This is a genomic window from Allochromatium palmeri (assembly GCF_009720725.1).
Classification (GTDB): Bacteria; Pseudomonadota; Gammaproteobacteria; order Chromatiales; family Chromatiaceae; genus Thermochromatium; species Thermochromatium palmeri.
The window spans coordinates 1-25,226 of sequence record NZ_WNKT01000019.1 but is presented as its reverse complement, the minus strand read 5'-3'; the positions used below and the strand labels follow the sequence as shown (position 1 = coordinate 25,226).

The following is a 25,226-nucleotide window of genomic DNA, read 5'->3' as shown; positions in this document are numbered from 1 at the left end:
GGTGTCACTGACTGATGCACAACCGGACGGGGCGGTGCCGGAGCTGAGCGGGGCGGAGATCGTCATCCAGGCGCTGGTCGACGAAGGCGTCGAGCTGGTCTTCGGTTACCCCGGCGGGGCGGTGCTGCATATCTACGACGCCCTGTTCAAACAGGGCTCGCTCAAGCACATCCTGGTGCGTCACGAGCAGGCGGCGGCCCATGCCGCCGACGGCTATGCACGCGCCACCGGCAAGTGCGGCGTCTGCCTCGTCACCTCGGGGCCGGGCGCGACCAATGCCGTCACCGGCATCGCCACCGCCTACATGGACTCGATCCCGATGGTGGTGCTGACCGGACAGGTGCCCACGCCCTTCATCGGCAGCGATGCCTTCCAGGAAGTCGACACGGTCGGCATCACCCGTCCGTGCGTCAAGCACAACTTCCTGGTCAAGGACGTGCGCGACCTAGCCCTGACCATCCGCAAGGCGTTCCATATCGCGACCACGGGGCGTCCGGGGCCGGTGGTGGTCGACATCCCCAAGGACGTTACCGACCCGAATATCAAGATCCCCTACGTCTACCCACGCGAGATCAAGCTGCGTTCCTACAACCCGGTGGAGAAGGGCCATCTGGGCCAGATCCGCAAGGCCGTCGACCTGATGCTGGCGGCCAAGCGCCCGGTGTTCTATACCGGCGGCGGCGTGGTGCTCGGCGACGGCTCGGCGCAACTGACCGAACTGGTGAAGGCGACCGGCTTTCCGATCACCAGCACCCTCATGGGCCTGGGCGCCTTCCCCATGACCGACCCGCAGTTCCTCGGCATGCTGGGGATGCACGGTACCTATGAGGCCAACATGGCGATGCACGAGACCGACGTGCTGATCGCCATCGGTGCGCGCTTCGACGATCGCGTCACCGGCAAGATCGAGCACTTCTGTCCGCACGCCCAGATTATCCACATCGACGTCGATCCGGCCTCGATCGCCAAGAACGTTAAGGTCGACGTGCCCATCGTCGGTCAGGTCGCGAGCGTGCTCGCCGACATGCTCCGGCTCTACCGCGAGCAGCAACCCAAATCGCCCGCCAACGCGCTCAATGACTGGTGGACCAAGATCGGCGAATGGCGCGCGCTCAACTGTCTCAAGTATCCGGCCAATACCACCGCCATCAAGCCGCAGTTCGCGGTCGAGACGCTCTACAAGGTCACCAACGGTGAGCTCTATCTGGCCTCCGACGTCGGCCAGCACCAGATGTTCGCCGCCCAGTTCTACCCGTTCGACGCGCCGCGCCGCTGGATCAACTCGGGCGGACTCGGCACCATGGGCTATGGTCTGCCGGCCGCGATTGGCGCCCAACTGGCCCATCCCGAGGCGCAGGTGGCCTGTATCTCAGGCGATGCCAGTATCCTGATGTGCATCCAGGAGCTGGCGACCTGTCAGCAATACCGGCTGCCGATCAAGGTGGTGCTGCTCAACAACGGCTACATGGGCATGGTGCGCCAGTGGCAGGAGCTGTTCTACGAGAGCCGCTACTCGCACTCCTATGTCGACGCGCTGCCCGATTTCGTCAAGCTCGCCGAGAGCTTCGGCCATGTCGGGATGCGCATCGAGCGGCCCGAGGATCTGGAAGACGCCATGCGCGAAGCCTTCGCCATGCGTGACCGCTTCGTCTTCCTCGACGTGATCGTCGACCCGACCGAGAACGTCTATCCCATGATCATGGCCGGCAAGGGGCATCACGAGATGCAGCTCTCGCCGAGCCACAGCGACCGCGAACTGGCCTGATTTTTTAGGAACCGGATATGAGACACATCATCGCCGTGCTGCTGGAGAACGAGGCCGGCGCGCTCTCGCGCGTCGCCGGACTGTTTTCGGCCCGTGGCTACAACATCGAATCGCTCACGGTCGCGCCCACCGACGACCCCACACTCTCGCGCATGACGCTGGTGACGACCGGCAACGACGAGATCGTCGAGCAGATCAAGAAGCAGTTGAACAAGCTCATCGACACCGTCAAGCTCGTCGACCTCTCCGAGGGCGATCACATCGAGCGCGAGATGCTGATGGTCAAGGTGCGCGCTGAGCGTCCCGACCGCGAGGAGCTCAAGCGGCTGGTCGACATCTTCCGCGCCAAGATCATCGACGTCACCGAGGTGAGCTATGTCATCGAACTGACCGGCGCCTCGCGTAAACTCGACGCCTTCATCGCGGCGCTGCCCGAAGGACTCATCATTGAGGTCGTCCGTTCCGGCCCCACCGGCATCGCCCGTGGGTCCAAAGGACTGACCCTGTAAACCCCGTTTCGAACCGATTCTCGAACCCGATCCATCCAAGACTAGGATTCATCGCATGACCATCAACGTGTACTACGACAAAGACGCCGACCTCTCGCTGATTCAAGGGAAGAAAGTCACCATCGTCGGCTATGGCTCACAGGGCCATGCCCACGCCAACAACCTTAAGGAATCAGGCGTCTCGGTCACCGTAGCCCTGCGTCCGGGTTCGGCCTCGGCGGCTAAGGCCACCAATGCCGGTCTGACCGTCAAGCCGATCGAAGAGGCTGTGGCCGACGCCGACGTGGTCATGATCCTGGCGCCCGACGAGCATCAGGCCGCGCTCTATCGCGATCAGATCGCCCCCAACATCAAGCAGGGTGCGGCCCTGGCCTTCGCCCACGGCTTCAACGTCCACTTCGGTCAGATCACCCCGCGTGAGGATCTGGACGTCATCATGATCGCCCCCAAGGGTCCGGGCCATCTGGTGCGCTCGACCTACACCCAGGGTGGCGGTGTGCCCTCGCTGATCGCAGTCCATCAGGATGCCACCGGCAACGCGCGCGACATCGCCATGGCCTATGCCTCGGCGAACGGCGGCGGCCGGGCCGGCATCATCGAGACCAATTTCCGCGAAGAATGCGAAACCGACCTGTTCGGCGAGCAGGCGGTGCTGTGCGGCGGTCTGACTTCGCTGATCCAGGCCGGTTTCGAGACCCTGGTCGAGGCCGGTTATGCGCCCGAGATGGCCTACTTCGAGTGTCTGCACGAAGTGAAGCTGATCGTCGACCTCATCTACGAGGGCGGCATCGCCAACATGCGCTACTCGATCTCCAATACGGCTGAGTACGGTGACCTGACCCGTGGTCCGCGTGTCGTCAACGCCGAGACCAAGGCCGAGATGAAGCGCATCCTGACCGAGATCCAGACCGGCCAGTTCGCGCGTGAATTCATCCTGGAGAACCAGGCCGGCGCGGCTTCGATGAAGGCCATGCGTCGTCTCGGCGCCGAGCATCAGATCGAGGAAGTCGGCGAGCGTCTGCGCGAAATGATGCCCTGGATCCGCGAGAAGAAGCTGGTCGACAAGACCCGCAACTGATCTGACCTGCCAGGTTGTTTCCGGCTCCCGCGCCCAGTCGCGGGGCCGGAGTCAAATGTCGTGTCGCAAGGAACTTCCAGTATGTCGACACAGGATCACCGCGCCCTGTCCAGTTTCGACTGGCCGGTGCGTGTCTATTACGAAGACACTGATGCCGCCGGCGTCGTCTTCTATGCCAACTATCTGCGCTTCATGGAGCGTGGCCGCACCGAATGGCTGCGTGCGCTCGGCTTCGAGCAGGACCAGTTGCGCGCGGAACAGGGCGTCGTCTTCGCGGTCACCGACGTCGATCTCAAGTATCTGACCCCGGCGCGTTTCAATGAGCAGTTGACGGTGCGTTCCAGTCTCAGCCACAAGGGCGGCGCCAGTCTGGCGTTCGAGCAGGACATCCTGCGTGTCACCGACCAGGCGGTCTGCTGTCGCGGTTCGGTCAAGGTGGTGTGTCTCGATGCGGCGACCATGCGCCCGCGTCGCCTTCCGAGCGCCTTGGCGGCGGCGATCTGAGTAAAAAATCCCATGACATCCGATCTGTCCCTGTTCGCTCTGATCCTCGATGCCAGTCTGGTGGTGCAACTGGTGCTGCTGGTGCTGGTGGCCGCTTCGGTCATCTCCTGGACCATGATTCTGGATCGTGCCCGCGTGCTCGGGCGTGCGCGCAAGCTGGCCAACCGCTTCGAGGAACGCTTCTGGTCGGGTGGCGATCTGAACGCGCTCTACAAGGAGCTGAGCCAGGATGAGAAGGGCAGCCAGGGGCTGGCCGTGATCTTTCGTGCCGGCTTCAAGGAGTTCGTGCGGCTGCGCAAGGTCGAGGACAATGACACCCAGGTCGTGCTGCAAGGGGCGGAGCGTTCGATGCGTGTCGCCCTGAGTCGCGAGATGGACCGGCTCGAAACCAATCTGGCCTTTCTGGCCACTGTCGGCTCGACCAGCCCCTATATCGGTCTGTTCGGCACCGTCTGGGGCATCATGCAGTCTTTCCATGCGCTCGGTAACGTCGAGCAGGCGACTCTGGCCCTGGTCGCGCCCGGTATCTCGGAGGCGCTGATCGCCACCGCCATCGGGCTGTTCGCCGCCATTCCGGCGGTCGTCGCCTACAATCGCTACTCCAATCAGGTCGAGCGGCTCAACAACCGCTACGAGGAGTTCATCGAGGAATTCGCGACTCTGCTTCAGCGCCAGGGGCGCGGCTGAGCGGGCCGGGGGCTTCGACGCATGGTCAAGCACAGCCGCCGCCGCACCCGCCGTCGTCTCATGGCCGAGATCAATGTCGTGCCCTATATCGACGTGATGCTGGTGCTGCTGGTCATCTTCATGGTGACGGCGCCGCTCATCACCAGCGGGGTCAAGGTCAGTCTGCCCCAGGTCACGACGGGCGCGATCACCGGGCCGGCCACCGAGTCGGTCGTCATCACGGTCGATCAGTTCGGCGACTATTACATCGACATTGGCGCTGAGAAGCATCAGCCGGCGAGCGATCAGATTCTCTATGACCGGCTGCGGGTCGTACTCAATTATCAACCCGACACGCCGATTCTGGTGCGGGGCGACAACAGCGTCGACTATGGCCGCGTGGTGCGCGCTATGGCGATTGCCCAAAAGGCCGGCGCGCCCGAGGTCGGGCTGATCACCGTGCCGCCGGAGCGCCGCGAGCCCTGATCATGTGGGAGATTCTGCGCGTCAATCCGCGCGCCTTCTACTGGTCGCTCGGACTGCATCTACTCTTTGCGCTGCTGTTTTTCGTTGGGCTCGATATGCTCCGGCCCACGCAGGATGCCGGGTCTCAGGCGCGTGTGGTCCAGGCGACTCTAGTCTCGGATCGGGCGCTGGAGGCGCTGGTGTCCGATCTGGAGACCGGCGCGGCTGGATCTCCGGCGGATTCAACGTCAGACACGGATAACGGTGCTGAGACTCCGGTTCCAGACCTCCCCGAACCCGAGCCACCCACGCCTGATCCAGCCGAGGCAAGTCGTCTTGCGGCTGAAGAAGACGCGCGTCGAGCGGCTGAATTGGCGGCCCAGCGCGAAGCAGAAGACGCGGCCCGACGCGAAGCCCTGGAGCTGGAAGCCCAGCGTCTCGCGGAAGAACAGGCCCAAGCTGAGCAGGAGGCCGAACGTCGACGGATCGCGGACGCGGAAGCTCGGGCGCGTGCCGAAGAGGAAGTGCGTCGTCAGGCCGAGATCGAACGCCAGCGGGCCGAGGCCGAGGAACTCGCCCGACGTCAGGCGGAAGACGCGCGTCGAGCCGAGGAGGCCCGTGCCCGCGCCGAGGCCGAACGTCGGCTGGCCGAGCAGGAGGCGCAGCGCCTGGAAGCCGAGCGCGAGCGTCTACGCCAGGAAGCCGAGCGGCTCGAAGCTGAATTGGAGCGCGAGCGTCAACAGCAGCTCGCCGAGGAGGCGGAACGACTGGCTCAGGACGAAGAGCGCCGCCTGGCTGAAGAGATCGAGCAGCAGCGTCGCGAGCAGGCCGCCGAGGATGAACAGCGCGCTGCCACGGTGGCCGCCCAGCGTGCGCGTGAAGAGGATTTGGCCTCGCGGCTCGCCTTCGAACAGCTCGCGCGCGAGGCTGATCGCTATGTGCCGGTCATCCGTGATCGCGTGCGCCAATTCTGGGTGCGCCCCCCGGCAGTCGACCAGGATCTGGTCACTGTGGTCTCGGTGCGGCTGATCCCCGGCGGCGACGTAGTACCCAACAGCGTGCGCATCGTCCGCCGCAGCGGTCACACGGCTTTTGATCAATCCGTGGTCGCCGCCGTGTACAATGCCTCACCACTGCCGGTACCTTCGGGTCCGACATTCGAGCGTTTCCGCGAATTCGACCTAACCTTTTCGCCCTAGACGGGATCTCGCCCCATGAGCCGACACACCCGCCCGCCGCGCCTGTTTCTCGCCGTTGTCCTGATCCTTGCCAGCCTGGGGCAGGCGTTTGCTGCTCCCCGACTCAACATCGAGATCACCGGGGGCATCGAAGCGGCACAACCCATCGCCATCGTCCCCTTCGGTACTGCCGAGGGCCTGATCCCGCCGGTCGACATGGCCGCCATCATCGGCGCCGATCTGGCCCGCACCGGGCGCTTCAAGCCGATGCCGACCCGCGACATGCTCGACATGCCGACCACGCGCGAGGAGGTCGACTTTCGCGACTGGAGCCTGCTCGGCATGAACAACCTGGTCATCGGTCGCATCGAGCCGGACCCCTCGGGCTATCGGTTGAGCTTCACCCTGTTCGACGTCTTTCGCGGCACGGAGCTGGCCAATTCAACCCTGGTCAGCACCAAAGCCGGGATGCGTCAGACCGCGCACCGTATCGCCGACGAGATCCATGAAAAACTCACCGGCCAGCCGGGCGTCGCCGCGACCCGCATCGCCTATATCACCTCCACCGGCAGCGGTGCGGATCTGAGCGTCACCCTGCGCGTCTCCGATGCCGACGGCTACAATCCGCAAACCATCGTCTCCTCGGCCGAACCCCTGATGTCGCCGGCCTGGTCGCCGGACGGTCAGCGACTCGCCTATGTCTCCTTCGAGAACAAGCGTGCGGCCATCTATATCCAGGAACTCAGCTCAGGGCGCCGCGAGCTGGTCGCCAGCCATCCGGGCATCAATGGCTCGCCGGCCTTCTCGCCCGACGGCACGCGCCTGGCGATGACGCTCTCCAAAGACGGCAATCCCGACATCTACAGCCTCAATCTGCTCAGCCGCGAACTCACCCGGCTCACCGATCACTATGCGATCGACACCGAGCCATCCTGGTCGCCCGACGGACAGTCGCTCATCTTCACCTCGGACCGGGGCGGCAGTCCGCAGATCTATCGTATGGCCGCCTCAGGCGGTCCCGCCGAGCGCATCAGCGTCGAGGGCGACTACAATGGACGGGCGTCCTACGCGCCGGACGGGCGCTCGATCGTCATGGTCACGCGCGTCAATGGCGCCTTTCGGATCGGGGTGCTGGACCTGGCACGCGGCGTGAAGCGCCTGCTCAGTCGCGGCGATCTGGATGAGTCGCCGAGTTTTGCGCCCAACGGGGCCATGGTCATCTATGCCACCATTCACGGCAATCGCGGCGTGCTGGCCACCGCCTCGGTCGAGGGCGGCGGCAGTCAGCGTCTCACGCAAGACTCAGGGCAGGTCCGCGAACCGGCCTGGTCGCCTTTGAAACGCTGACGTCGTGTTCCCTGCAGGGCCGCACAGTCACTTCGCGCCCGAGGCGCCATGATCGATTTATCAGGAGACTTTTATGGCGGAACTCCGCATAGGGCGATTGGCCACGCTGGCCGTGATCCTGCTTGGTATGAACCTCGCCGGTTGCGCCTCCAAGCCAGCGCCAATGCCACCAACCTCGATGTCGACGCCGTCGACTCTGTCGCGCGAGACGACCACGGCGCCGGCGGTGGAATCCATCCGCCCGACCTATGCCGGCCCCTGGGAAGATCCGGCCAGCCCGCTCTATGAGCGCACGATTTATTTCGATTACGACACCGCCGAGATCAAGCCGCAATACCTGAGCGTGATCCGCACCCATGCGCGCTATCTCGGCAACCAGCCCGGCACGCGCGTCACTCTGGAAGGGCACACCGACGAGCGTGGCACGCGCGAGTACAATCTGGCCCTGAGCGACCAGCGCGCTGAGTCCGTGCGCCGCTTCATGCTCGCCGAGGGCGTGCCGGCCAACCAACTTGCGACACTGAGCTATGGCGAAGAACGCCCAGCCGATCCGGGACACAGCGAAACGTCCTGGCGCCTGAACCGCCGTGTCATCATCCAGTATTGAGGTGAGATCCATGCCGCCGTTCGTTCGATCCCTGTCGCTTCCAGTCATGCTGGTCCTCGGCGGACTGATCGCGCCCAGTCTCTGGGCCGCCGATCCTGAAATCGAGGGACGCATCGGGCGTCTCGAACGCATCCTGGAGAATCAAAGCGGCTCGGATTTGCTGCTCCAGATGCAGCGTCTCCAGAGCGAGATGCAGGAACTGCGCGGTATGGTCGAGCAGCAGCGTTTCGATATCGAACGCCTTCAGCGCCAGCAGCGCGATCAGTTCCTCGACCTCGACGCGCGTCTGGCCGGCACCGGACGTTCCAACCAGCCAGGGGAGGGCGAAGCCGCCGGGTCAACCGTCCAGCCCGGACTCGTGGATGCAAGCGGTACCGGCTTGGACGCGCCACCCGGCGCGACGCCGGCGGAGACGCCCATTGCGCCGCCAGTTCCATTCAGCCCAGGGTCAGCCGGCATTCCAGCCTTGCCCGCGCCCGAGACCTTCGGCGCCAGCGAGCGTGATCTCTATAGCCAAGCCTTCGAACATCTCAAGGAGCGCCGATATCAGGAGGCCAAGACCGCCTTCAATGATCTCCTGCGGCGTTATCCTCAAGGCGAATATGCCGACAACGCCCGCTACTGGCTCGGCGAGACCTATTATGTACTGCGCGAGTATCCAGCCGCGCTGGCCGAATACGACCGGCTGGTCCAGCTCAGTCCGGCGAGCCCCAAGGTGCCGGGCGCGCTGCTCAAGATCGGCTTCATTCAGTATGAGCAAAACGCCATCGAGCCGGCCCGGGCGACTCTGGAGCGCGTGATCCGCGACTATCCGAACAGCACCGAGGCCCGGCTCGCCCGCGACCGCCTGGAGCGTGGCGTGCGTGAACTGAGACCCTGATTCCAGGCCCATACAGCGCTGATCGCATGGAGATCTCGGACATGGGCGATACCCAGGCTCAATTCATCGATGTCGACGAGTTGCGCGTCGGCCTGTACATCTACCTGGATCTCGGGTGGATGGGCCATCCGTTCGCGCTCAATAATTTCAAGATCGACTCCGAGAGCCAGATCGAGACCATTCGCGGACTCGGCCTGAAGCGTCTGCGCTGGTCGCCCGAGCTCAGCGACCTGTCCACGCCAGCCAGTCACGAGACCTCGATCGATACACCGGTCGCGCGGCCCTCGCTGGCCGAGCAGCAACGTCGGCTCCTGTTGGAGCAACAGGCCAGTCTGGCCCGTTGCGAGCGTGAGTTCGCCGATGCCACACGCGCTTTTCGCGAGATCCTCAAGCTCGCGCCCGTCGAGCCTGAGCAGGCGCGTGAACGCTCACAGCGCATGGCCGCCGGCTTGGTCCGGGGGTTGCTCGACCAGGGAGAATCCTGTATTCGTCTGCTGTCGGAGCAGGCTGGCGAGCAAACGTCATTACATGCGATCAATGTCTCCGTCATCGCGCTGCTGCTCGGCCAGCGTCTCGGCCTTGATGCCGCTGTGCTCGATCAGCTCGCGCTCGGTGCGCTGCTGCACGATATCGGCAAGGTCGCCTTGCCTGAGCGTCTGCGCTGGCGCGATACCGTGGTCAGCGCCGCTGAACGCAATCTGTTTCAGCGTCATGTCGAGTATGGCGTCGATCTGGCCAAACGCATGGGACTCGACCCCGAGGTCAGCGCCATCATCGCCCAGCATCACGAATATGTGGATGGAACCGGCTTTCCAGGGCATCTGCGCGGCGAGGAGTTGAGCTATCTGTCGCGCATCGTGACCCTGGTCAATCATTACGACATTTTGTGCAATCCCGCCAATCCGGTCGCCGCCATCACGCCGCATCAGGCGCTGTCGTTGATGTTCGCGCAGTCACGCGACAAGTTCGACGCCGCCATTCTGGCCGTTTTCATCCGCATGATGGGCGTCTATCCGCCGGGTTCCGTGGTGGTGCTCAGTGATGGGCGCCATGCGCTGGTCGTCTCGGTGAATGCGGCACGTCCACTCAAGCCCCGCGTGGTTGTCCATGATTCCAGGGTGGTGCGCGACGAAGCGCCCCTGATCGATCTCGAACACGCGGATGGATTGGGCATCCGCCAGAGTCTCAAGCCGCTGCAACTCCCGCGCGCTGTCTTCGAGTATCTCTTGCCCCGTCAGCGGATCTGCTATTTTTTCGAGCGGGCGCGCGAATCCATGGATCGCCCCCAGCCACCATGATCCGGTACGTGTCTCAGGTCCACCACTGGCCAATGTGCCGAGGATGCTGACTTGACCTCTGATCTCGACGTTGCTCAAGCGCTCATCGACGCCCTGATCGAAGCAGTATGGCTGGTCGATGCCCAGGATCAGCGTCTGCTGGCCGTCAATCGGGCCGCCGAGGAACTGCTCGGCCAGGAGCGCGCCTCCCTGGTCGGTCGCCCCGTGAGCGAACTGGCCTGTACGCCCGAGGATCTGTTCTTCTGGGAGGACGTCGCCGCCGGGCGTGTCGATACCCTGATCTCCGAGACGCTGCTGTGTCGCCAGGACGGAACCCTGGTGACGGTTCTGCGCCGGGTCGGCTGGGTGTCCAGTCTCGATGGCGGCGTCTATCTGGCCTGTTTCTCCAATCAAAGCGAGCGGCGCACGGTTGAGAACGAACTCGAAAAGCTGGTCGCCGAGTTGCGCGCGACCCTGGAATCGAGCGCCGATGGCATCCTGGTCACGGATCTCGATGGGGCGATCCGCAGTTTCAATCAGCGCTTCGCTGAGTTGTGGAGTCTGCCTGCCGCACTTCTGACCGAGCGCAACGACGCCGGCATCCACGACTGGATGACGCACGAGGTGCTCGATGCCCCGGACTATGTCGCGCGCCTCCAGACCATCGCCCAGAATCCGCTGCTGGAGGCGTCGGATCTGCTGACCCTGCGCCAGGGGCGGGTGCTGGAGCGCGTGACCCTGCCGCAGTACGCGCGCGGTCGTCCCATCGGGCGCGTCTATTCGTTTCGCGACATCACCCAGCGCCTGCACGACGAGCAGGGGCTGAAGCTCGCCGCGCGCGTGTTTGAAGCCAGTCTGGACGCCATCTTCGTCACGGATTCCGAATTTCGGATCGTGGCCGTCAATCCAGCCGGCGAGCGTATGACCGGTCGTGCCAGTGCTGAACTCATCGGTCAGAGGCTCGACCGGTTGCTGCGACTCTGGGTTGACGAGACGCTCGATCCAGACATCCAGGCCGCGCTCGATGGCGGCGGCCACTGGCAGGGCGAGCTCGAACAGCGACATGCCGATGGTTCGAGCTTCCCCTGCCTGGTCTCGCTGATGCGGGTGATGGATGACGAGGAACGCCCCTGTCACTACGTCGGTTTCGTCAAGGATCTATCCGAGACCGTGGCCGCGCGTCAGCGCATCGAGCAACTGGCCTTCAACGATGCACTGACCGGCCTGCCGAACCGGCTCCGGCTCAATGAGCGGCTGGAGTTCAGTATCGAACTGGCCCGGCGCGAGAACAGCCGTTTCGCCGTGCTCTTCATCGACATCGATCGCTTCAAGCAGATCAACGACTCCTTGGGGCATGTCTTCGGCGACCGCGTCCTGATCGAGGTGGCGCAGCGCATCCAGCAGTGTCTGCGCAATGTCGATACCCTCGTCCGGTTGGGCGGTGACGAGTTCGTGCTCCTGCTGCATCGCGTCGAGGCCTATGAGTCCGAACTGGTCGCGCGCCGGTTGCTGGAGATCATGGCCCAGCCTTTCGAACTCGATGATCTGAAGTTCTCGCTGTCACTCAGTATCGGCATGGCGCTCTATCCCGAGGACGGTGAGACGCTCGATGACCTGATCAAGAATGCCGACAGCGCCATGTATCACGTCAAGGAGCATGGTCGGGGCGATTGCTGTTTCTATCAGCGCCAGATGAACGTCGATCTGCTCGAACGAGTGCAGCTCGATCACGCCATGCGCGAGGCGCTGCACCAGGGCTATTTCCGGCTCGCCTATCAGCCGCAGATCGATCTGCAGAGCGGTCTGGTGATCGGCGCCGAAGCCCTGCTACGCTGGCGCGATCCCAATCTGGGGGAGCTTTCGCCGGGGCGCTTCATTCCCATCGCCGAGGAGACGGGCTTCATCATCGCGCTCGGCGGCTGGGTGTTGCGCGAAGCGATCCAGCAGGGGGCACGCTGGCAGGCGCAGGGCCTTGGGCTGGCGCTCTCGGTGAACGTCTCGGCCGCGCAGTTCCATCAAGCCAATTTCATCGACTTCTTGGCGCAGTGTCTGGAAGAAACGGGGCTGCCGCCCGGCTGGCTGGAGCTGGAACTCACCGAATCCCTCCTGATCCACAACGTCGAGGAGACCCAGCGCCGGCTCGAAGAGCTGGTAGCGCTCGGTGTGCGATTGGCGATCGATGATTTCGGCACCGGCTATTCCAGCCTGGCCTATCTGAAGCGCTTCCCGATTCACAAGCTCAAGATCGACCAGTCCTTCGTGCGCGACATCCCGCACGACGAAAGCGATACCGCGATCGCCACGGCTATCATCAGTCTGGCCAGCGTGCTCAAGCTGCGCGTGATCGCCGAAGGCGTCGAGAACGAGACCCAGCGCCAGTTTCTGCTGGACGCCGGGTGTCATGAATTTCAGGGCTATCTGTGCGCGCCGGCCTTGGAACCGGCGGCCTTTCTGGCGCGGGTCGCGCAGATCGGTCGGGCCGAGCCGGTCCGCTGATTGGTCTGAAGGCGGCGTACAGCGGATTCAGGCGCCCTGGCGTTTGGAGCCGCCCTGGCACGGTGGCGAGTCGGGCGCACCGCCCTTGGCGTGCCATTCCTCCGGGGTCCAGGTGTGCATGGTCAGTGCATGCAGACCCTGACTGAACTCGTCGGCGAGCAGCTCGTTGAGCCGGCGATGACGCTCGATCAGCGGCACATCTTCGAAGGTCTCACTCACGACCAGGAGCTTGAAATGGGATTCGGAGTCCGGCGGGACGGCGTGCATATAGCTCTCGTCGACCACATCCAGATACAGGGGCGCCAGGGTCTCTTGGATCCGGGTCTCGATACGCGGCTTACGGCTCATGATGGCGGGATCTCCGTGTGGTGGAATCGTTCGAGGTTTGTGGTCAGCGCTGTTTTTGATTCGGGTCTGGGTCTGCGTTTGGATCTGGATCGGGTCGCTCATCGGCCAGCTCGATGTGCTCGCTGACGAGCCAGGTCTGCGCGGCCTCCAGGATCTGCTGCTGGACCTCCTGAAGACGCGGATCGCTCAACGACTCCCGCTCGATCACTTCCAGGCGGCCATAGAGACTCAGGCGCAGATGGTCGGTGGTGCGCACATGCAGTCGGAGGTCGTTGAGCAGGCGCGTGAATTCGCGGCGTGTCGGCGCCGCCCCGAGTGCCTCGAACAGATGGGTCAGGGCATCGAATACGAGTTGCGCCTCCGGACCCAGATCGAAATCGGCTGGATGATAAACCAGTTGGCGCTCGGACTGGCGACCGATCCAGAGACGAAAACTCTCCTGGCGCAGGGCGTGATAAAGCGGAGCCTCTGAGATCAGGACGATCAGCAGCCGGTTGGGATTGGCAAAATAAGATCCGCCGCGCACCTCCCAGAAGCCGTCCTTGATCAGACGCTGGAGACGAATGTGCTCGCGGAAGTCGGCGGCCTGGAGCTGGTCGAGGATCAGCACGGTCGGATCGCCCTCGCTCTGGGCGCAGGCCTCGCTGACGATGCGGTCGAACGGCTCGATCGGCGGTTCCTCGCGCCCGAGTTCGTCCTGGCTCGGCGGCAGGATCACGTCCGGCAGCGGCGGATGGGTCTCGGTGAAGTCGTGATAGAGGATCTGGGGGAAGTCGAGCGCACGGGCCAGCGCGTTGGCGAAGGCGGTTTTGCGCCGCTCGCCATCGCCCTCGATGTTGAGGGCGCGGATGCCGGAGGTCGGGGTTTCGAGCAGACAGCGCACCTGGAATTCGTAGTCGTCGTTGGACTCGAATCCGTGCTCGGTCAGTTTTTCAGTCAGGCTTGGCATGGAGCCAAGCATAATCGCGACGGCGGTTTAGCCCAAGCGGTCGCGTAGCGGCTGGACGATCGATTCAGCGCAGCCGGCTCAAAGTCACCTTAACCAGTTCTCGGTGCGCAGGCCGGGGACACGTGTGAATTCGGCCTGATTATCCGTCACCACAATCGCGTCCAGAGCGGTGCCTTGTGCGGCAATCCAGAGGTCATTCGCGCCGATAGGGGTTCCACGGCGCTCGAGATGGGCGCGGATTTCGGCATAGCACCGGCTGACCCGCGCGTCGATGGGCAGCAGTTCCAGCTTCTGCACCAGCTCAGCCAGATGGGCCGCGTTCTTCTCCCGATGAGCACTTTTTTCAACGCCGAATTCAAGCTCGCCCAGGACTACGGGGGAGAGCAGAATATCGGCCAATCGCGTTTGTTCCAGACGGCGCTTGACCGGGGCGACCCCTTTCATCGCCGCAATCATGATATTGGTGTCAAGCAGGTATCGCATCCGCGACGGCCTAAAGTGTCGCGACCGGCTCCGGCGGCCTGTCATCCGGCGCCACCAGGTCGATCTCCTCGTGCATGCCCCAGAATGGACGAAAGGCGTCTGCCGCCAGACTTGGAGTGTCGGGCACCAGCCGGGCAATGACCCGCCCCCGGCGGGTTATTGCCACCGTCTCGCCCGCTTCGACAGCGGCTAACAGCCCGGAAAACGCCGCTTTTGCTTCAGTGACTTGCACATGTCGCATTGGGGTAACTCCAGCAAATGACCATGTGGTCAGAATAGCGCTGGACTTGGTTGGATACAAGAGGCGTTCTGAAACGATGCCCGTTGGCATCCGGGTCAGCGTTATGACTCGCTGCCGAGCCGCTGGGCAAGCTCAGGTATGGCCAATGGCCCAAGCGGTCGCGTAGCGGCTGGACGATCGATTCAGCGCAGTAGGGCCAGGATCTCGTCGTGTCCATCCTCGCGTGCCCAATCGGCGGCGGTCTTGCCATCGAAGTCCTTGAGGGTCTGGTCGGCGCCGTGTTCGAGCAGCGCCTTGACGCTGGCGACATGGCCCTGCTTGGCCGACCAGATCAGCGCTGTCCAGCCCTTGGTCGATTCCTGATGGTCGACCATGGCGCCCTTTTCGAGCAGACGCTTGACGATGGCGGCATGATCGTTCGAGGCCGCGAGCATCATGGCCGTATAGCCGCCCGAGTCCATGGCGTCGACCTTGGCGCCGGCCTGGAGCAGACGGTCCACGATGGCGGCATGACCATTGAGCGCCGCCTTCATGAGCGGCGTCCAGTCGCAGCTGTCGCGCACATTGGGCTGACGATGCCGTGACAGAAGCTGCTCGACGCTGCTCAGGTCGCCCTGTTCAGCGGACTCGATCAGGGCCATGCCTGGGCCGTCGGCGACCATGGCGGTATTCGAGCTGGAGCCGGACTGTCCGCACCCGGCCAGTAGTGACAGAAGAATGACGAGGAGTAGGAGTGTATGGAGTCTGTTCATGGTCGCGCATTCTCGTCCTCCGGGTTCGGACGGCCAATGACAATGCGCAGTTGTCAGGCATTGGCCCGATAGCCGAGTTGGGCCGAAAGACTCCGGCCAGCCTCGGTCAACGCCTCGATCCACTCCAGACGCCGACGCGCAATCGGTGCCGACACCGACAGCCCCGCGCTGACATTGCCCGTGCTGTCGCGGATCAAGACCCCGATGCAACCGACATCGATCTCGGCCTCCTCGTCGTCGAGCGCATAGCCGCGCGCGAGCGATTCGCGACAGGCGGCGATCAGGTCGGGCAGGGCGGTGAAGGTGTTGCGGGTGTAGGCGGGCAGGTTGGTGCGCTGAGCATAGGCGCGAATCGCGTCCTCGCCGCTCGCGCCGAGCATCAGCTTGCCGACCGCCGTCACATGCAGGGGCGCGCGCGAGCCGATGAGCTGCTGGACATGGATCATGCGGTTGGGCGTGGCCTTCTCGATATAGACCACCGAGTCGCCCTCGCGGATGGTGAGATTGATGGTCTCGCCGAAGTGGTCGCGCAGTGACTCCATGATCGGGCGGGCGAGGGCGCGCACGTCGATGTTGCCGTGCAGCCGCACGCCGAGTTGCAGCAGGCGTCGACCGAGCCGGTAGTGACTGGCGGCGTCCTTCTCGACGAACTGGTTCTGGATCAGGGCGGCGAGGATGCGATGCGCGGTCGAGACGTTGAGTCCGGTCTCGGCGGCCAGGATCTTGAGACTGACCGGCTCCGGATAGCGGGCGATGGCGTCGAGCAGGGCGGCGGCGCGGTCGATGACCTGGATGCCCGAGTGTCGGGTGCTGTCTTCTGGAGTGTCTTGGTGCATGGCGAATGTCCCGTTTGTGAAAGCACATGATTTCGCATAGTGAAATCTATCCTCTATTGCGAAAAATCAATACGATCTCTACAGTCTCTCCAACGCCAACGGCCGCGCGCCTGGCCAAAACAACACCAACCCAGAGGGAGAGACCATGACCCACGCCGCCACTCCGATCAGTCACGACAGCGCCACGGCCGATTTCCGCGATGGCATCCTGCATTTCGGGACGCTTTCAACCGAGTTCGCGCCGCTTGGCCAGACGCCCGTGATCGGCGAAGGCCGCGCGGCCATCGACGCCATCGACGACGCCGCCGTGCAACAGACCCAGTGGGCCGCCGATGCGCTGCGCTATCTGACGCTCCAGCTCTGTGCCTCCAAGCAGTCCGGTCATCCGGGCGGTTTCGCCAGCGCGGCCGATGCCTATGCGGCGCTGGTGATGCTGGGTCATACCAACATCGTCACCGAGGTCGGCCATCATGCGCCCGGTTTCTACAGCGCCATGTTCCTCGACGGTTCGCTGGAGTCGATGGGCATCCACACCCTGACCGAGCTTCAGGCGCGTTTTCGCGAGCGTGACGGCTTGCTCGGCCATCTCTCGGGTGCGATTCCGGGACTGCTGGCCCCGGCCGGTCCCCTTGGTCAGGGCCAGCATTTCGCCATGGCCGGGGCCTATCTCAATCGCGACCGGCTCTTTCCCTGCACCATCGGCGACGGCGGTCTCGGCGAGCCGTACATCCTCTCGGCCATGAAGCATTTCCACACCGCCTATCCGGAGGTGACCAACTTCCTGCCGGTGCTGGTCTGGAACGGCTACAGCCAGGAGCATCATTCGATGGTGTCGCTGATGGACAACGACGCCATGACCGCCTACTGGCGTGCGCACGACTTCGAGCGCGTGATCCTGATCGACGCCAAGGACTTCGACGATGCCGGGCAGGAAGGCGCCTATGTCGATAGCACTCGCTTCAGTCCCGAGGCGCGGCTGGCCTTCTCGCGCGCGGTGCTCGAAGGGATGCAGGCTGCCGCCGAGTCGGCGCTCGGCGGGACGCTGACAGCGGTGATCCTCAAGCAGCTCAAGGGCGCCGGTGTGCACGCCAGCGGCGCCAAGTCGCACAATCTCTATCCGGGCGACACGGCTGAGAAGCCCAACATCGCCGCCGCCCTGGAGCGCGGCGCCCTGGCTCCTGAGATCTGGGCGCTGACCCGGACCAATATGAGTCGCGCCGGCGGTGGTCCGGCCGCGCGGACCGTAGTCACTGAGTTCGAGCGCCAGTTGCCCGAGATCGGTCAGCTCCCGCTGCATGAATTCGCGCGCGGCGAGCAGGCCGTTCCGGCGAGCGCCATGGCGACCCTGGTGGCCGAGCTCGGCCAGCGCGATCCGCTGTTCGTGGTCACCAATGCCGACGGCAACGAAGCCTCGGCCATGAAGGCGATCAACGACGCGCTCAAGATCCGCCATCCGACCGCTGATCCGCTCTACAACCAGTCGCCGAGCGGTCAGGTCTATGAGCCGCTGAACGAGGACGCCTGCGCCGGACTCGCGGCCGGGATCGCGCTCTTCGGCGGACGCTCGCTGTGGCTGTCTTACGAGAGCTTCGCCATCAACGGCTGGCCGATCGTGCAGACCGTGGGTCAGGCGATGGCCGAGCTAAGGCGCAAGACGCCGGCCATGGTGTCGATGTTCACCGCCGGCGCGCTGGAGCAGGGCCGCAACGGCTGGACCCATCAGCGTCCCGAGATCGAGAACTACATCGGTGGCCAGGTGCGCAACGGCAACGTCTATCTGCTCTATCCGACCGATGCCAACATGATCCAGGCCGCCTATGCCTGGGCGGTCGAGCAGTCCAACAAGTGCATCAGCATCGTCGCCTCCAAGTCGGCGCTGCCGGTGCATACCACGCTCGATCAGGCCCGCGAGGCGATCGAGCGCGGGGCGACCTGTCTCTATGAATCGGCGCAGGGTGCGCGCGGCACGGTGGTGTTCGCCGTGACGGGTGATCTGGTGTTCCAGCCGGTGTTCGCCGCCAAGGAGCGGCTGGAAGCGGCGGGCTATCGAGTGCGCATCGTCGCCGTGGTCAACCCGCGCCGGCTCTATCGCGAGCGCGATGTCGCCTGGTCGCACAGTGCGCAGCCGGATGATCGGTTTATGTCGGACGCGGAGTTCGAGGCGCTTTTTGCGGGCGAGGCGCTGATCGGAGTGAGTGGCGGCGGGACTGTGGCTCTGGAGCCGGTGCTGCTGCGCTCGCGGGCGGCGGGACGCGATCTGATCGGCTGGCAGCGCGGCGAGACCACCGCCAGTCCGGCCGAGATCATGGCCTACAACGGCATCTCGCCCGAGAGTCTGGAGCAGCGCGCGCTGGAGTTGCTGGATTCCGAGGTCGCGCGTTTGGATCGGGCGGCTTAGGTTGGGGCGGGGCGGCTCGGGGTACGGCGGCCGGGGGGACGCCGTGAATACATCCCTGTAGGCTTGACGGCCGCATCCATGCGGCCGACACCCCCCGGCCGCCGCATCCCGAGCCTTGTGCCTGAGAACTTTTCGCGGAGCTGCTGATGAACGCTTCTATCAAGACCAAGATCATCGCTATCGACGACGACCCGACCGGCTGTCAGACGGTGCATTCCTGTCTGCTGCTGACGCGCTGGGATGTGGACACGCTCGTCGAGGCGCTGAACGATGAGTCACCGCTGTTCTTTGTGCTGAGCAATACGCGCGGTCTGGAGGCGACACAGGCCGCTGATGTAACACGCGAGATTTGCGTCAATGTGCGTGCGGCGCTCGACCGGCTCGCCGGGTGTGGACAGCCGATCCAGCCGTTGATCGTCAGCCGTTCGGACTCGACACTGCGTGGTCACTATCCGGTCGAGACCGATGTCATCGCTGAGGAGCTTGGCCCCTTTGATGCGCATTTCCTGGTGCCGGCGTTCTTCGAGGGCGGGCGGATCACGCGCGGCGGGGTGCATTATCTGCTGGTCGACGGCCAGCCGGTGCCGGTCAACGAGACCGAATTCGCACGCGACTCGGTCTTCGGCTTCACGCACGCCTTTCTGCCCGATTATGTGGAGGAGAAGACCGGTGGGCGCCTCCGCGCCGATCAGGTCGAGCGCTTCGGTCTGGACGAGGTGCGGGGCGAGATCGGTGAGCGTCTGCGCCATCTGAGCGGCAATCGCTGTTGCGTCGTCGATGCCGAGCGTCAATCCGATCTCGACAGCTTCGCGCGTCAGGTGCTCGCGGCGGCGGGGGAGGGCAAGCGTTTTCTGTTTCGCAGTGCGGCGAGTCTCCTGACCGCCTTCGCCGCGCTGCCGCCGCAGCCGGTCGCGGCGCAGTCGATGTCGGCCTATGTGCGCGGCGGACGTCCCGGCGTGGTGCTGGTCGGTTCGCATGTGGCCAAGTCGAGCCGTCAGTTGCAGACCCTGATCGAGACGACCGATGTGGTTCCGGTCGAGATCGATCTGGAGCGCTTGATTCAGGACGAGGCGGGGTTGTTCGACGCGATCATCGACCGTCTGGAAACGGCTCAACACGCGAACCAAAGCCTGGTGCTCTATACCAGCCGTGGCGAGCGTCAGTTTCCGACCAAGGCCGAGCGTCTGGCCTTTGGCGAGCGCGTTTCGAGCTTTTTGGTGCGCCTCGTCCAGAATCTGCCGCGCGAGACCGGTTTCCTCATCAGCAAGGGCGGCATCACCTCGAACGACACCCTCAGTCAGGGGCTGGCGCTGCGCACGGCGCGCGTGCTCGGTCAGATACTGCCCGGCTGTCCTGTGGTGCGCTGTCCCGCCGATCATCCGCGTCTGCCCGAGCTGCCGGTGGTGATCTTTCCAGGCAATGTCGGCGACGATGCTGCGCTGGCCGAGGTCTATCGCATTCTGACGGCCGGTCGCTGAGTGAGTCCATGCAGGACCACAGATCAAACCACGCGCAGAAACGATTTCAAGTTCACCTGAGCCTCAGAGTTTGCCAGAATCTGACAAGCGGTGAGGTTCAGGGTTTCCAGCATTGGACAAACCCGTGATCCTCTGACAGGATAACGCCCTTTGACGCGCCCGACCGCCTTGGTGTCTGGGTGTCCTATCCATTCATCTCGCGGGATCCGTTCATCATCGTGCACGACATCCTGGTCGCCTTCTCGCTCGTGTTCATCATCGAGGGGATCTGGCCTTTTCTCAGTCCAGCCAGCTTCAGGCGTCTCCTGGCGATGGTCGCGCTCGAACACGAACGCTCGCTACGCATCGCCGGGTTCGTCAGCATGCTCTCCGGCCTCGGACTGCTCTATCTGGTCAACTGAACCCGAAATCCTGCCGATCAACTGTAATCATGTCTGCCATGAACGAGGAACGCTGGCTGCTGCCAGCCGGCATCGAGGAAGTCCTGCCGCCCCAGGCCCACGTCATCGAGTGTCTGCGGCGCGAGCTGCTGGATCTCTACGCAAGCTGGGGCTATGAGCTGGTCATTCCGCCCTTCATCGATTATCTGGACTCGCTCCTGACCGGCACCGGGCAGGATCTCGATCTCCAGACCTTCAAGCTCACCGATCAGCTCACCGGACGTCTGCTGGGTGTGCGCGCCGACATGACGCCGCAGGTCGCGCGCATGGACGCCCATCATCTGCGCCGCGAGGCACCGACCCGGCTGTGCTATCTCGGCACCGTGCTCCATACGCGTCCGGACGGTTTCGCCGGCACCCGCAGTCCGCTCCAGCTCGGGGCCGAAATCTATGGTCACGCCGGCATCGAGAGCGATGCCGAGATCCTGCGTCTGGTGCTGCTGACACTGCGCACGGCCGGCATCGCCGAAACCTATCTGGATCTGGGGCATGTCGGCATCTATCGCGGACTGGCGCGTCAGGCCGGTCTCGACGCGGCTCAGGAGCATGCGCTCTTCGACGCACTCCAGCGCAAGGCCATCCCCGAGATCGAGGCGCTGATCGGTGACTTCGGGCTGACCGGCGCGCCCGCCGGGATGCTGGTGGCCCTGGCCGAATTGAACGGCGACGACGCCCTGGAACGCGCCGCTAAGGTGCTGGCCGCCGCCGATCGTCCGGTACGTGAGGCGCTCGACTATCTGCGTCGACTGGCCGAGGAACTCAATCACTGGCTGCCTGAGGTCTCGATCCATTACGATCTGGCCGAACTGCGAGGCTATCGCTACAAAACCGGCGTTGTCTTCGCGGCCTTCGTGCCAGGCTGGGGTCTGGAGGTAGCGCGTGGCGGACGTTATGACGACATCGGGAGCGTCTTCGGCCGCGCACGTCCGGCCGTCGGTTTCAGCGTCGACCTCAAGGGCCTGCTTCAGCATGGTCGGGGGTTGGAGGAACGCTACCATCAGCCTGGAGCCATTCTGGCGCCCTGGTCGAATGATCCGGCCCTGCGTGAGACCGTCGAGTCACTGCGCGCCTCCGGGCGGCGGGTGATCCAGGCGCTGCCGGGACTCGACACGGATCCGCGCGAACTCGGCTGCGAGGAGCGCCTGGACTATTGCGACGAACGCTGGGTCGTGCATCCCCTGGCGTCAGCCGCGAAACCTTAAACGCACGCAAGCGCCGCGTCAGACCGCTTCGGTGGCACTGGTGTCGACAGCGTGAGCAGACTTACTCGGACTCAGTTAGATTTGGGCATGTTTTTATGAGCGGCAATAACGTTGTTGTGATTGGCACCCAGTGGGGCGATGAAGGCAAGGGGAAGGTCGTCGACCTGCTGACCGACCGCGCGGCGGCCGTGGTGCGCTTCCAGGGCGGTCACAATGCCGGGCATACCCTGGTCATCGATGGCAAAAAGACCGTGCTGCATCTGGTGCCCTCGGGCATTCTGCGCGACAACGTCAAGTGCTTGATCGGCAACGGCGTGGTGCTCTCACCGTCGGCGCTGTTCGAGGAACTCGACATGCTGGAGCACGCCGGCGTGCCGGCCACCGAGCGTCTGGGTATCAGTGCCGCCTGCCCGTTGATCCTGCCTTATCACATCGCGCTCGATCAGGCGCGCGAGCTCAAGCGCGGAGCCAAGGCGATCGGCACCACCGGGCGCGGCATCGGTCCGGCCTATGAGGACAAGACTTCGCGGCGCGGCATCCGGCTCGGCGAGCTGCTCGACGCCCGGCATTTCGAGGAGCGTCTGCGCGAGGTGCTGGAGTATCACAACTTCGCGCTTATCCACTACTACAAGACTGAGGCGGTGGATTTCCAGTCCGTGCTCGACGAGGCGCTGGTCCAGGCCGAGCGGCTGCGTCCGCTGGTGGTCGATGTGCCCGGTCTGCTGCACAGTCTGCGCGCCCAGGGGCGTGACGTGCTGTTCGAGGGCGCGCAGGGCGCGCTGCTCGATATCGACCACGGCACCTATCCCTATGTCACCTCCTCGACCACCACCGCCGGTGGAGCGGCGAGCGGCAGCGGTGTGGGGCCGCGTGATCTCGACTATGTGCTCGGCATCGTCAAGGCGTATACGACGCGCGTCGGTGCCGGTCCCTTCCCGACCGAGCTCGACGATGCCGTGGGCAAGCATCTGGGCGTGCGTGGCAACGAGTTCGGCGCCACCACCGGACGCAAGCGCCGCTGCGGCTGGCTCGATATGGTCGCGCTCAAGCGGTCGTTCGCCATCAACAGTGTCACCGGGATCTGCATCACCAAGCTCGACGTGCTCGACGGGCTGGAGACGATCAAAATCTGTACCAGCTATCGTCTCGATGGTCAGGAGATCGATGCACCGCCGGTCGGTGCCGATGCCCTCGAACGTTGCGAGCCGCACTACATCGAGTGCCCCGGTTGGACTGAGTCCACGGCCGGCGTCTCGTCGCTGGACACACTGCCCGCCAATGCGCGCCGCTATCTGGAAACCATCGAGCAGTTGAGCGGTCTGCCGATCGATCTGATCTCGACCGGACCGGACCGGATGGAAACCCTGATCCGGCGTCATCCGTTCGATGTCTAATCAAAGGGCCTGGTGACGCCCTGGTTGGACGGCGACTCATATCCTTCGGCACGGAAAAGACATCAAGGCTCAGCCAGAGACCCGGGTCTCTGGGGCGTGAATTGAAGTCCCGTCTGTGGGATTATCCGTGTTTCGGGCCGCGTCCGTGCAAGCGGGCGCGGCATTTCGATGCCTATAACGACAACCACAGGCCATGGATCCACGACACCCAACAGACGACTCGATCCATACCGGAAGCGCGCCCGTCAAGGTCGCGGACTGGACCGCTGCCGATCTCATCGATCTGGAGTATTACCTCGACACCGATGAGCGTGAGCTGCGCGAGCGGCCTTCGATCCGCAAGACACTCGCCGAACGCGATCGCTTGCTCTATCTGGACCGCATCGAGTCCGAGCTCGACGGCGAGCCGGCCCATACACCCAAGCATCGGCGCCTGAGTCTGCGTCTGTGGCTGAGAGCCAGACGCACCGACGAGGATCCGAGTCTCAGGCCGCTGCTGCCCGGTCTGATCTTTGCGCAGGCGCAACGCTTGGGGCTGTGGATTCTGGCCGCGCTGGGCTTTGTATTCGGTATCAGTCTGGCCTCGACCCTGCTCAGCTATGACGGCCATTTGCCGGTCAGTATTCCCTGGTTCGTTTTCCTGCTGGTGGTGGTGCAGTTCGTCCTGTCGATTGGGGTCATCTGGACCTGGCTGAGGCGCTCGTTACGACGCCAACGCACCGATGTCGAGGAATCCTGGCTGCTGAGCCATGTACTCCAGCCCGCGCTGGAACGGGTGGCGCATTGGCTCCAGGAGCAGCATCTGTCCCATGCGCCCCAGGACGTCCGCGAGCGCGCGCTGGCGACCAAGGGGTTGGTGCGCTCTCAGTTCAGCGTCTATGGTCCGCTGTCGATCCTGACGCTGTTGATTCCGATGCAGGTGTTCGGCGTCGCCTTCAATCTGGGTGTCATCCTGACCACGATCGCGCTCGAATGGTTCACCGATATCGCCTTTGGCTGGGGCACCTCGCTGGTGGCCCATCCGCAGACGATCTACGATCTGGTGCGCGTGATCGCGACGCCCTGGAGCTGGTTGTTCGGCGAGGGTGCCGGCTATCCGACTCTGGAGCAGGTCGAGGGGTCGCGCATCTATCTGGAGCAGTGGACGGCGGCGGCCGCCGGTCTCAAGCCCAATCCGGAGCATCTGCGCTCCTGGCGCTGGTTTCTGGTACTCGCGGTCTTTACCTATGGTCTGCTGCCACGTTTGATTCTGCTGGGCGGATCCATGATCGCCCAGCGTCTCACGCTGGCCCGGCTGACGTTCACCCATGGGCGTATCCAGGCGCTCTATGCGCGGATGCTCACGCCGCGTCTGGACACGCACGCCGGCGAGTCGGGGCAGGGACCGGAGATGCACATTCCGGCCGAGATCACGCCCGGCCGACCGCGCGTTGGATTGATTGGACCGCTCAAGACATCGGGAACGACCGTCAGCCGCCGCCCCTGGCGCGATGAGCTGTCGAATCGCGACGAGACGGCGCCAGCCGAGGCGCGGACCACCGAGACCTTACCCGCGCCCGAACCCGAATCCGAACCCAGATCCGTGCCACCTGTGGTTCAGCCACGACCGGTGCGCGATGAGTCGACGGTCGAGCCGACACCGGTTGCCGAGGCCGAGTCTGAGGCCACGCCCAATATCGAGGCGGAGGTTCCCGCTGAGCAGGAGTCGGCGGCACGCGTCGAGTCGCTCCCAGAATCCATGCCGGAGCCAGAACCGGAGCCGGAGCCAGAACCGGAGCCAGAACCAGAACCAGAACCAGAACCAGAACCTGATCCTGAACCTGAACCAGAACCTGAACCTGAACCTGAACCTGAACCTGAACATGAACCTGAACAGGACCAAGAAGAAAACCATGAAGAAGAACAAGACCAGGAAGAGCAGGACGAAGTCGAA

General features: G+C 64.1%; 24 protein-coding genes. 18 read left to right on the top strand and 6 right to left on the bottom strand.

Annotated elements, in window-relative coordinates; genetic code table 11:
- Position 1 precedes the first annotated feature (1 nt).
- The 12 genes from ilvB to GJ668_RS10200 all read left to right on the top strand — a co-directional run bounded on the left by ilvB (position 2) and on the right by GJ668_RS10200 (position 12,772).
- Complete coding sequence (gene ilvB, locus GJ668_RS10255; RefSeq protein ID WP_186343023.1) at positions 2 to 1,765, top strand: biosynthetic-type acetolactate synthase large subunit; 1,764 nt, start codon at positions 2 to 4, stop codon at positions 1,763 to 1,765.
- Between the two features lie 17 nt (positions 1,766 to 1,782).
- Entirely contained in the window at positions 1,783 to 2,274 is a 492-nt protein-coding gene (gene ilvN, locus GJ668_RS10250) for an acetolactate synthase small subunit (RefSeq protein ID WP_155450062.1), read from the top strand.
- Positions 2,275 to 2,335: 61 nt separating this feature from the next.
- Positions 2,336 to 3,352: a ketol-acid reductoisomerase gene (gene ilvC, locus GJ668_RS10245; protein ID WP_186343027.1), complete on the top strand. Its 1,017-nt coding sequence runs from the start codon at positions 2,336 to 2,338 to the stop codon at positions 3,350 to 3,352.
- An 81-nt stretch (positions 3,353 to 3,433) separates the two neighbouring features.
- Complete coding sequence (ybgC, locus tag GJ668_RS10240) at positions 3,434 to 3,856, top strand: tol-pal system-associated acyl-CoA thioesterase (protein ID WP_155450060.1); 423 nt, start codon at positions 3,434 to 3,436, stop codon at positions 3,854 to 3,856.
- A gap of 12 nt (positions 3,857 to 3,868) precedes the next feature.
- Entirely contained in the window at positions 3,869 to 4,543 is a 675-nt protein-coding gene (gene tolQ, locus GJ668_RS10235; RefSeq protein ID WP_155450059.1) for a protein TolQ, read from the top strand.
- Positions 4,544 to 4,564: 21 nt separating this feature from the next.
- A complete protein-coding gene (gene tolR, locus GJ668_RS10230; protein ID WP_155450058.1) occupies positions 4,565 to 5,008 on the top strand; it encodes a protein TolR in 444 nt (147 codons plus the stop codon).
- A gap of 2 nt (positions 5,009 to 5,010) precedes the next feature.
- The gene (gene tolA, locus GJ668_RS10225) at positions 5,011 to 6,186 is read left to right on the top strand and encodes a cell envelope integrity protein TolA (protein WP_155450057.1); all 1,176 of its coding nucleotides are present in this window, start codon (positions 5,011 to 5,013) and stop codon (positions 6,184 to 6,186) included.
- A 15-nt stretch (positions 6,187 to 6,201) separates the two neighbouring features.
- Positions 6,202 to 7,512: a Tol-Pal system beta propeller repeat protein TolB gene (tolB, locus tag GJ668_RS10220; RefSeq protein WP_155450056.1), complete on the top strand. Its 1,311-nt coding sequence runs from the start codon at positions 6,202 to 6,204 to the stop codon at positions 7,510 to 7,512.
- Positions 7,513 to 7,585: 73 nt separating this feature from the next.
- Entirely contained in the window at positions 7,586 to 8,119 is a 534-nt protein-coding gene (gene pal / locus GJ668_RS10215; RefSeq protein ID WP_155450055.1) for a peptidoglycan-associated lipoprotein Pal, read from the top strand.
- Between the two features lie 10 nt (positions 8,120 to 8,129).
- On the top strand, positions 8,130 to 8,999 hold the full coding sequence (gene ybgF / locus GJ668_RS10210; RefSeq protein ID WP_155450054.1) for a tol-pal system protein YbgF: 870 nt from the start codon (positions 8,130 to 8,132) through the stop codon (positions 8,997 to 8,999).
- A gap of 41 nt (positions 9,000 to 9,040) precedes the next feature.
- Positions 9,041 to 10,297, top strand: coding sequence for an HD-GYP domain-containing protein (locus tag GJ668_RS10205; protein WP_155450053.1), 1,257 nt, complete (start codon positions 9,041 to 9,043; stop codon positions 10,295 to 10,297).
- Between the two features lie 51 nt (positions 10,298 to 10,348).
- Complete coding sequence (locus GJ668_RS10200; RefSeq protein WP_155450052.1) at positions 10,349 to 12,772, top strand: sensor domain-containing protein; 2,424 nt, start codon at positions 10,349 to 10,351, stop codon at positions 12,770 to 12,772.
- A gap of 27 nt (positions 12,773 to 12,799) precedes the next feature.
- Here GJ668_RS10200 and GJ668_RS10195 read toward each other — a convergent pair whose 3' ends face one another.
- From GJ668_RS10195 to GJ668_RS10170, 6 genes are all read right to left on the bottom strand, one after another.
- Positions 12,800 to 13,120 (bottom strand): BolA family protein, encoded by a 321-nt coding sequence (locus tag GJ668_RS10195; RefSeq protein WP_155450051.1) that lies wholly within the window; start codon positions 13,118 to 13,120, stop codon positions 12,800 to 12,802.
- 43 nt (positions 13,121 to 13,163) lie between these two features.
- Positions 13,164 to 14,069, bottom strand: a complete 906-nt coding sequence (locus tag GJ668_RS10190; protein WP_155450050.1) for a hypothetical protein — start codon at positions 14,067 to 14,069, stop codon at positions 13,164 to 13,166.
- An 84-nt stretch (positions 14,070 to 14,153) separates the two neighbouring features.
- On the bottom strand, positions 14,154 to 14,552 hold the full coding sequence (locus GJ668_RS10185) for a PIN domain-containing protein (protein ID WP_155450049.1): 399 nt from the start codon (positions 14,550 to 14,552) through the stop codon (positions 14,154 to 14,156).
- Between the two features lie 10 nt (positions 14,553 to 14,562).
- Positions 14,563 to 14,793 (bottom strand): type II toxin-antitoxin system Phd/YefM family antitoxin, encoded by a 231-nt coding sequence (locus tag GJ668_RS10180; protein WP_155450048.1) that lies wholly within the window; start codon positions 14,791 to 14,793, stop codon positions 14,563 to 14,565.
- 182 nt (positions 14,794 to 14,975) lie between these two features.
- Positions 14,976 to 15,545, bottom strand: coding sequence for an ankyrin repeat domain-containing protein (locus GJ668_RS10175; RefSeq protein WP_155450047.1), 570 nt, complete (start codon positions 15,543 to 15,545; stop codon positions 14,976 to 14,978).
- A 53-nt stretch (positions 15,546 to 15,598) separates the two neighbouring features.
- The gene (locus tag GJ668_RS10170; RefSeq protein ID WP_155450046.1) at positions 15,599 to 16,381 is read right to left on the bottom strand and encodes an IclR family transcriptional regulator; all 783 of its coding nucleotides are present in this window, start codon (positions 16,379 to 16,381) and stop codon (positions 15,599 to 15,601) included.
- 145 nt (positions 16,382 to 16,526) lie between these two features.
- Between GJ668_RS10170 and GJ668_RS10165 the strand changes: the two genes are divergently transcribed.
- From GJ668_RS10165 to GJ668_RS10140, 6 genes are all read left to right on the top strand, one after another.
- Entirely contained in the window at positions 16,527 to 18,779 is a 2,253-nt protein-coding gene (locus tag GJ668_RS10165) for a phosphoketolase family protein (protein WP_155450045.1), read from the top strand.
- A 146-nt stretch (positions 18,780 to 18,925) separates the two neighbouring features.
- Positions 18,926 to 20,257, top strand: a complete 1,332-nt coding sequence (locus GJ668_RS10160; RefSeq protein WP_155450044.1) for a four-carbon acid sugar kinase family protein — start codon at positions 18,926 to 18,928, stop codon at positions 20,255 to 20,257.
- A 179-nt stretch (positions 20,258 to 20,436) separates the two neighbouring features.
- On the top strand, positions 20,437 to 20,658 hold the full coding sequence (locus GJ668_RS10155; RefSeq protein WP_343032202.1) for a DUF2065 domain-containing protein: 222 nt from the start codon (positions 20,437 to 20,439) through the stop codon (positions 20,656 to 20,658).
- A gap of 38 nt (positions 20,659 to 20,696) precedes the next feature.
- Positions 20,697 to 21,899, top strand: coding sequence for an ATP phosphoribosyltransferase regulatory subunit (locus GJ668_RS10150; protein WP_155450043.1), 1,203 nt, complete (start codon positions 20,697 to 20,699; stop codon positions 21,897 to 21,899).
- A gap of 95 nt (positions 21,900 to 21,994) precedes the next feature.
- Positions 21,995 to 23,293, top strand: coding sequence for an adenylosuccinate synthase (locus tag GJ668_RS10145; protein ID WP_155450042.1), 1,299 nt, complete (start codon positions 21,995 to 21,997; stop codon positions 23,291 to 23,293).
- Between the two features lie 193 nt (positions 23,294 to 23,486).
- The coding region (locus GJ668_RS10140; protein WP_186343022.1) for a DUF2868 domain-containing protein at positions 23,487 to 25,226 on the top strand (1,740 nt) is incomplete at its 3' end.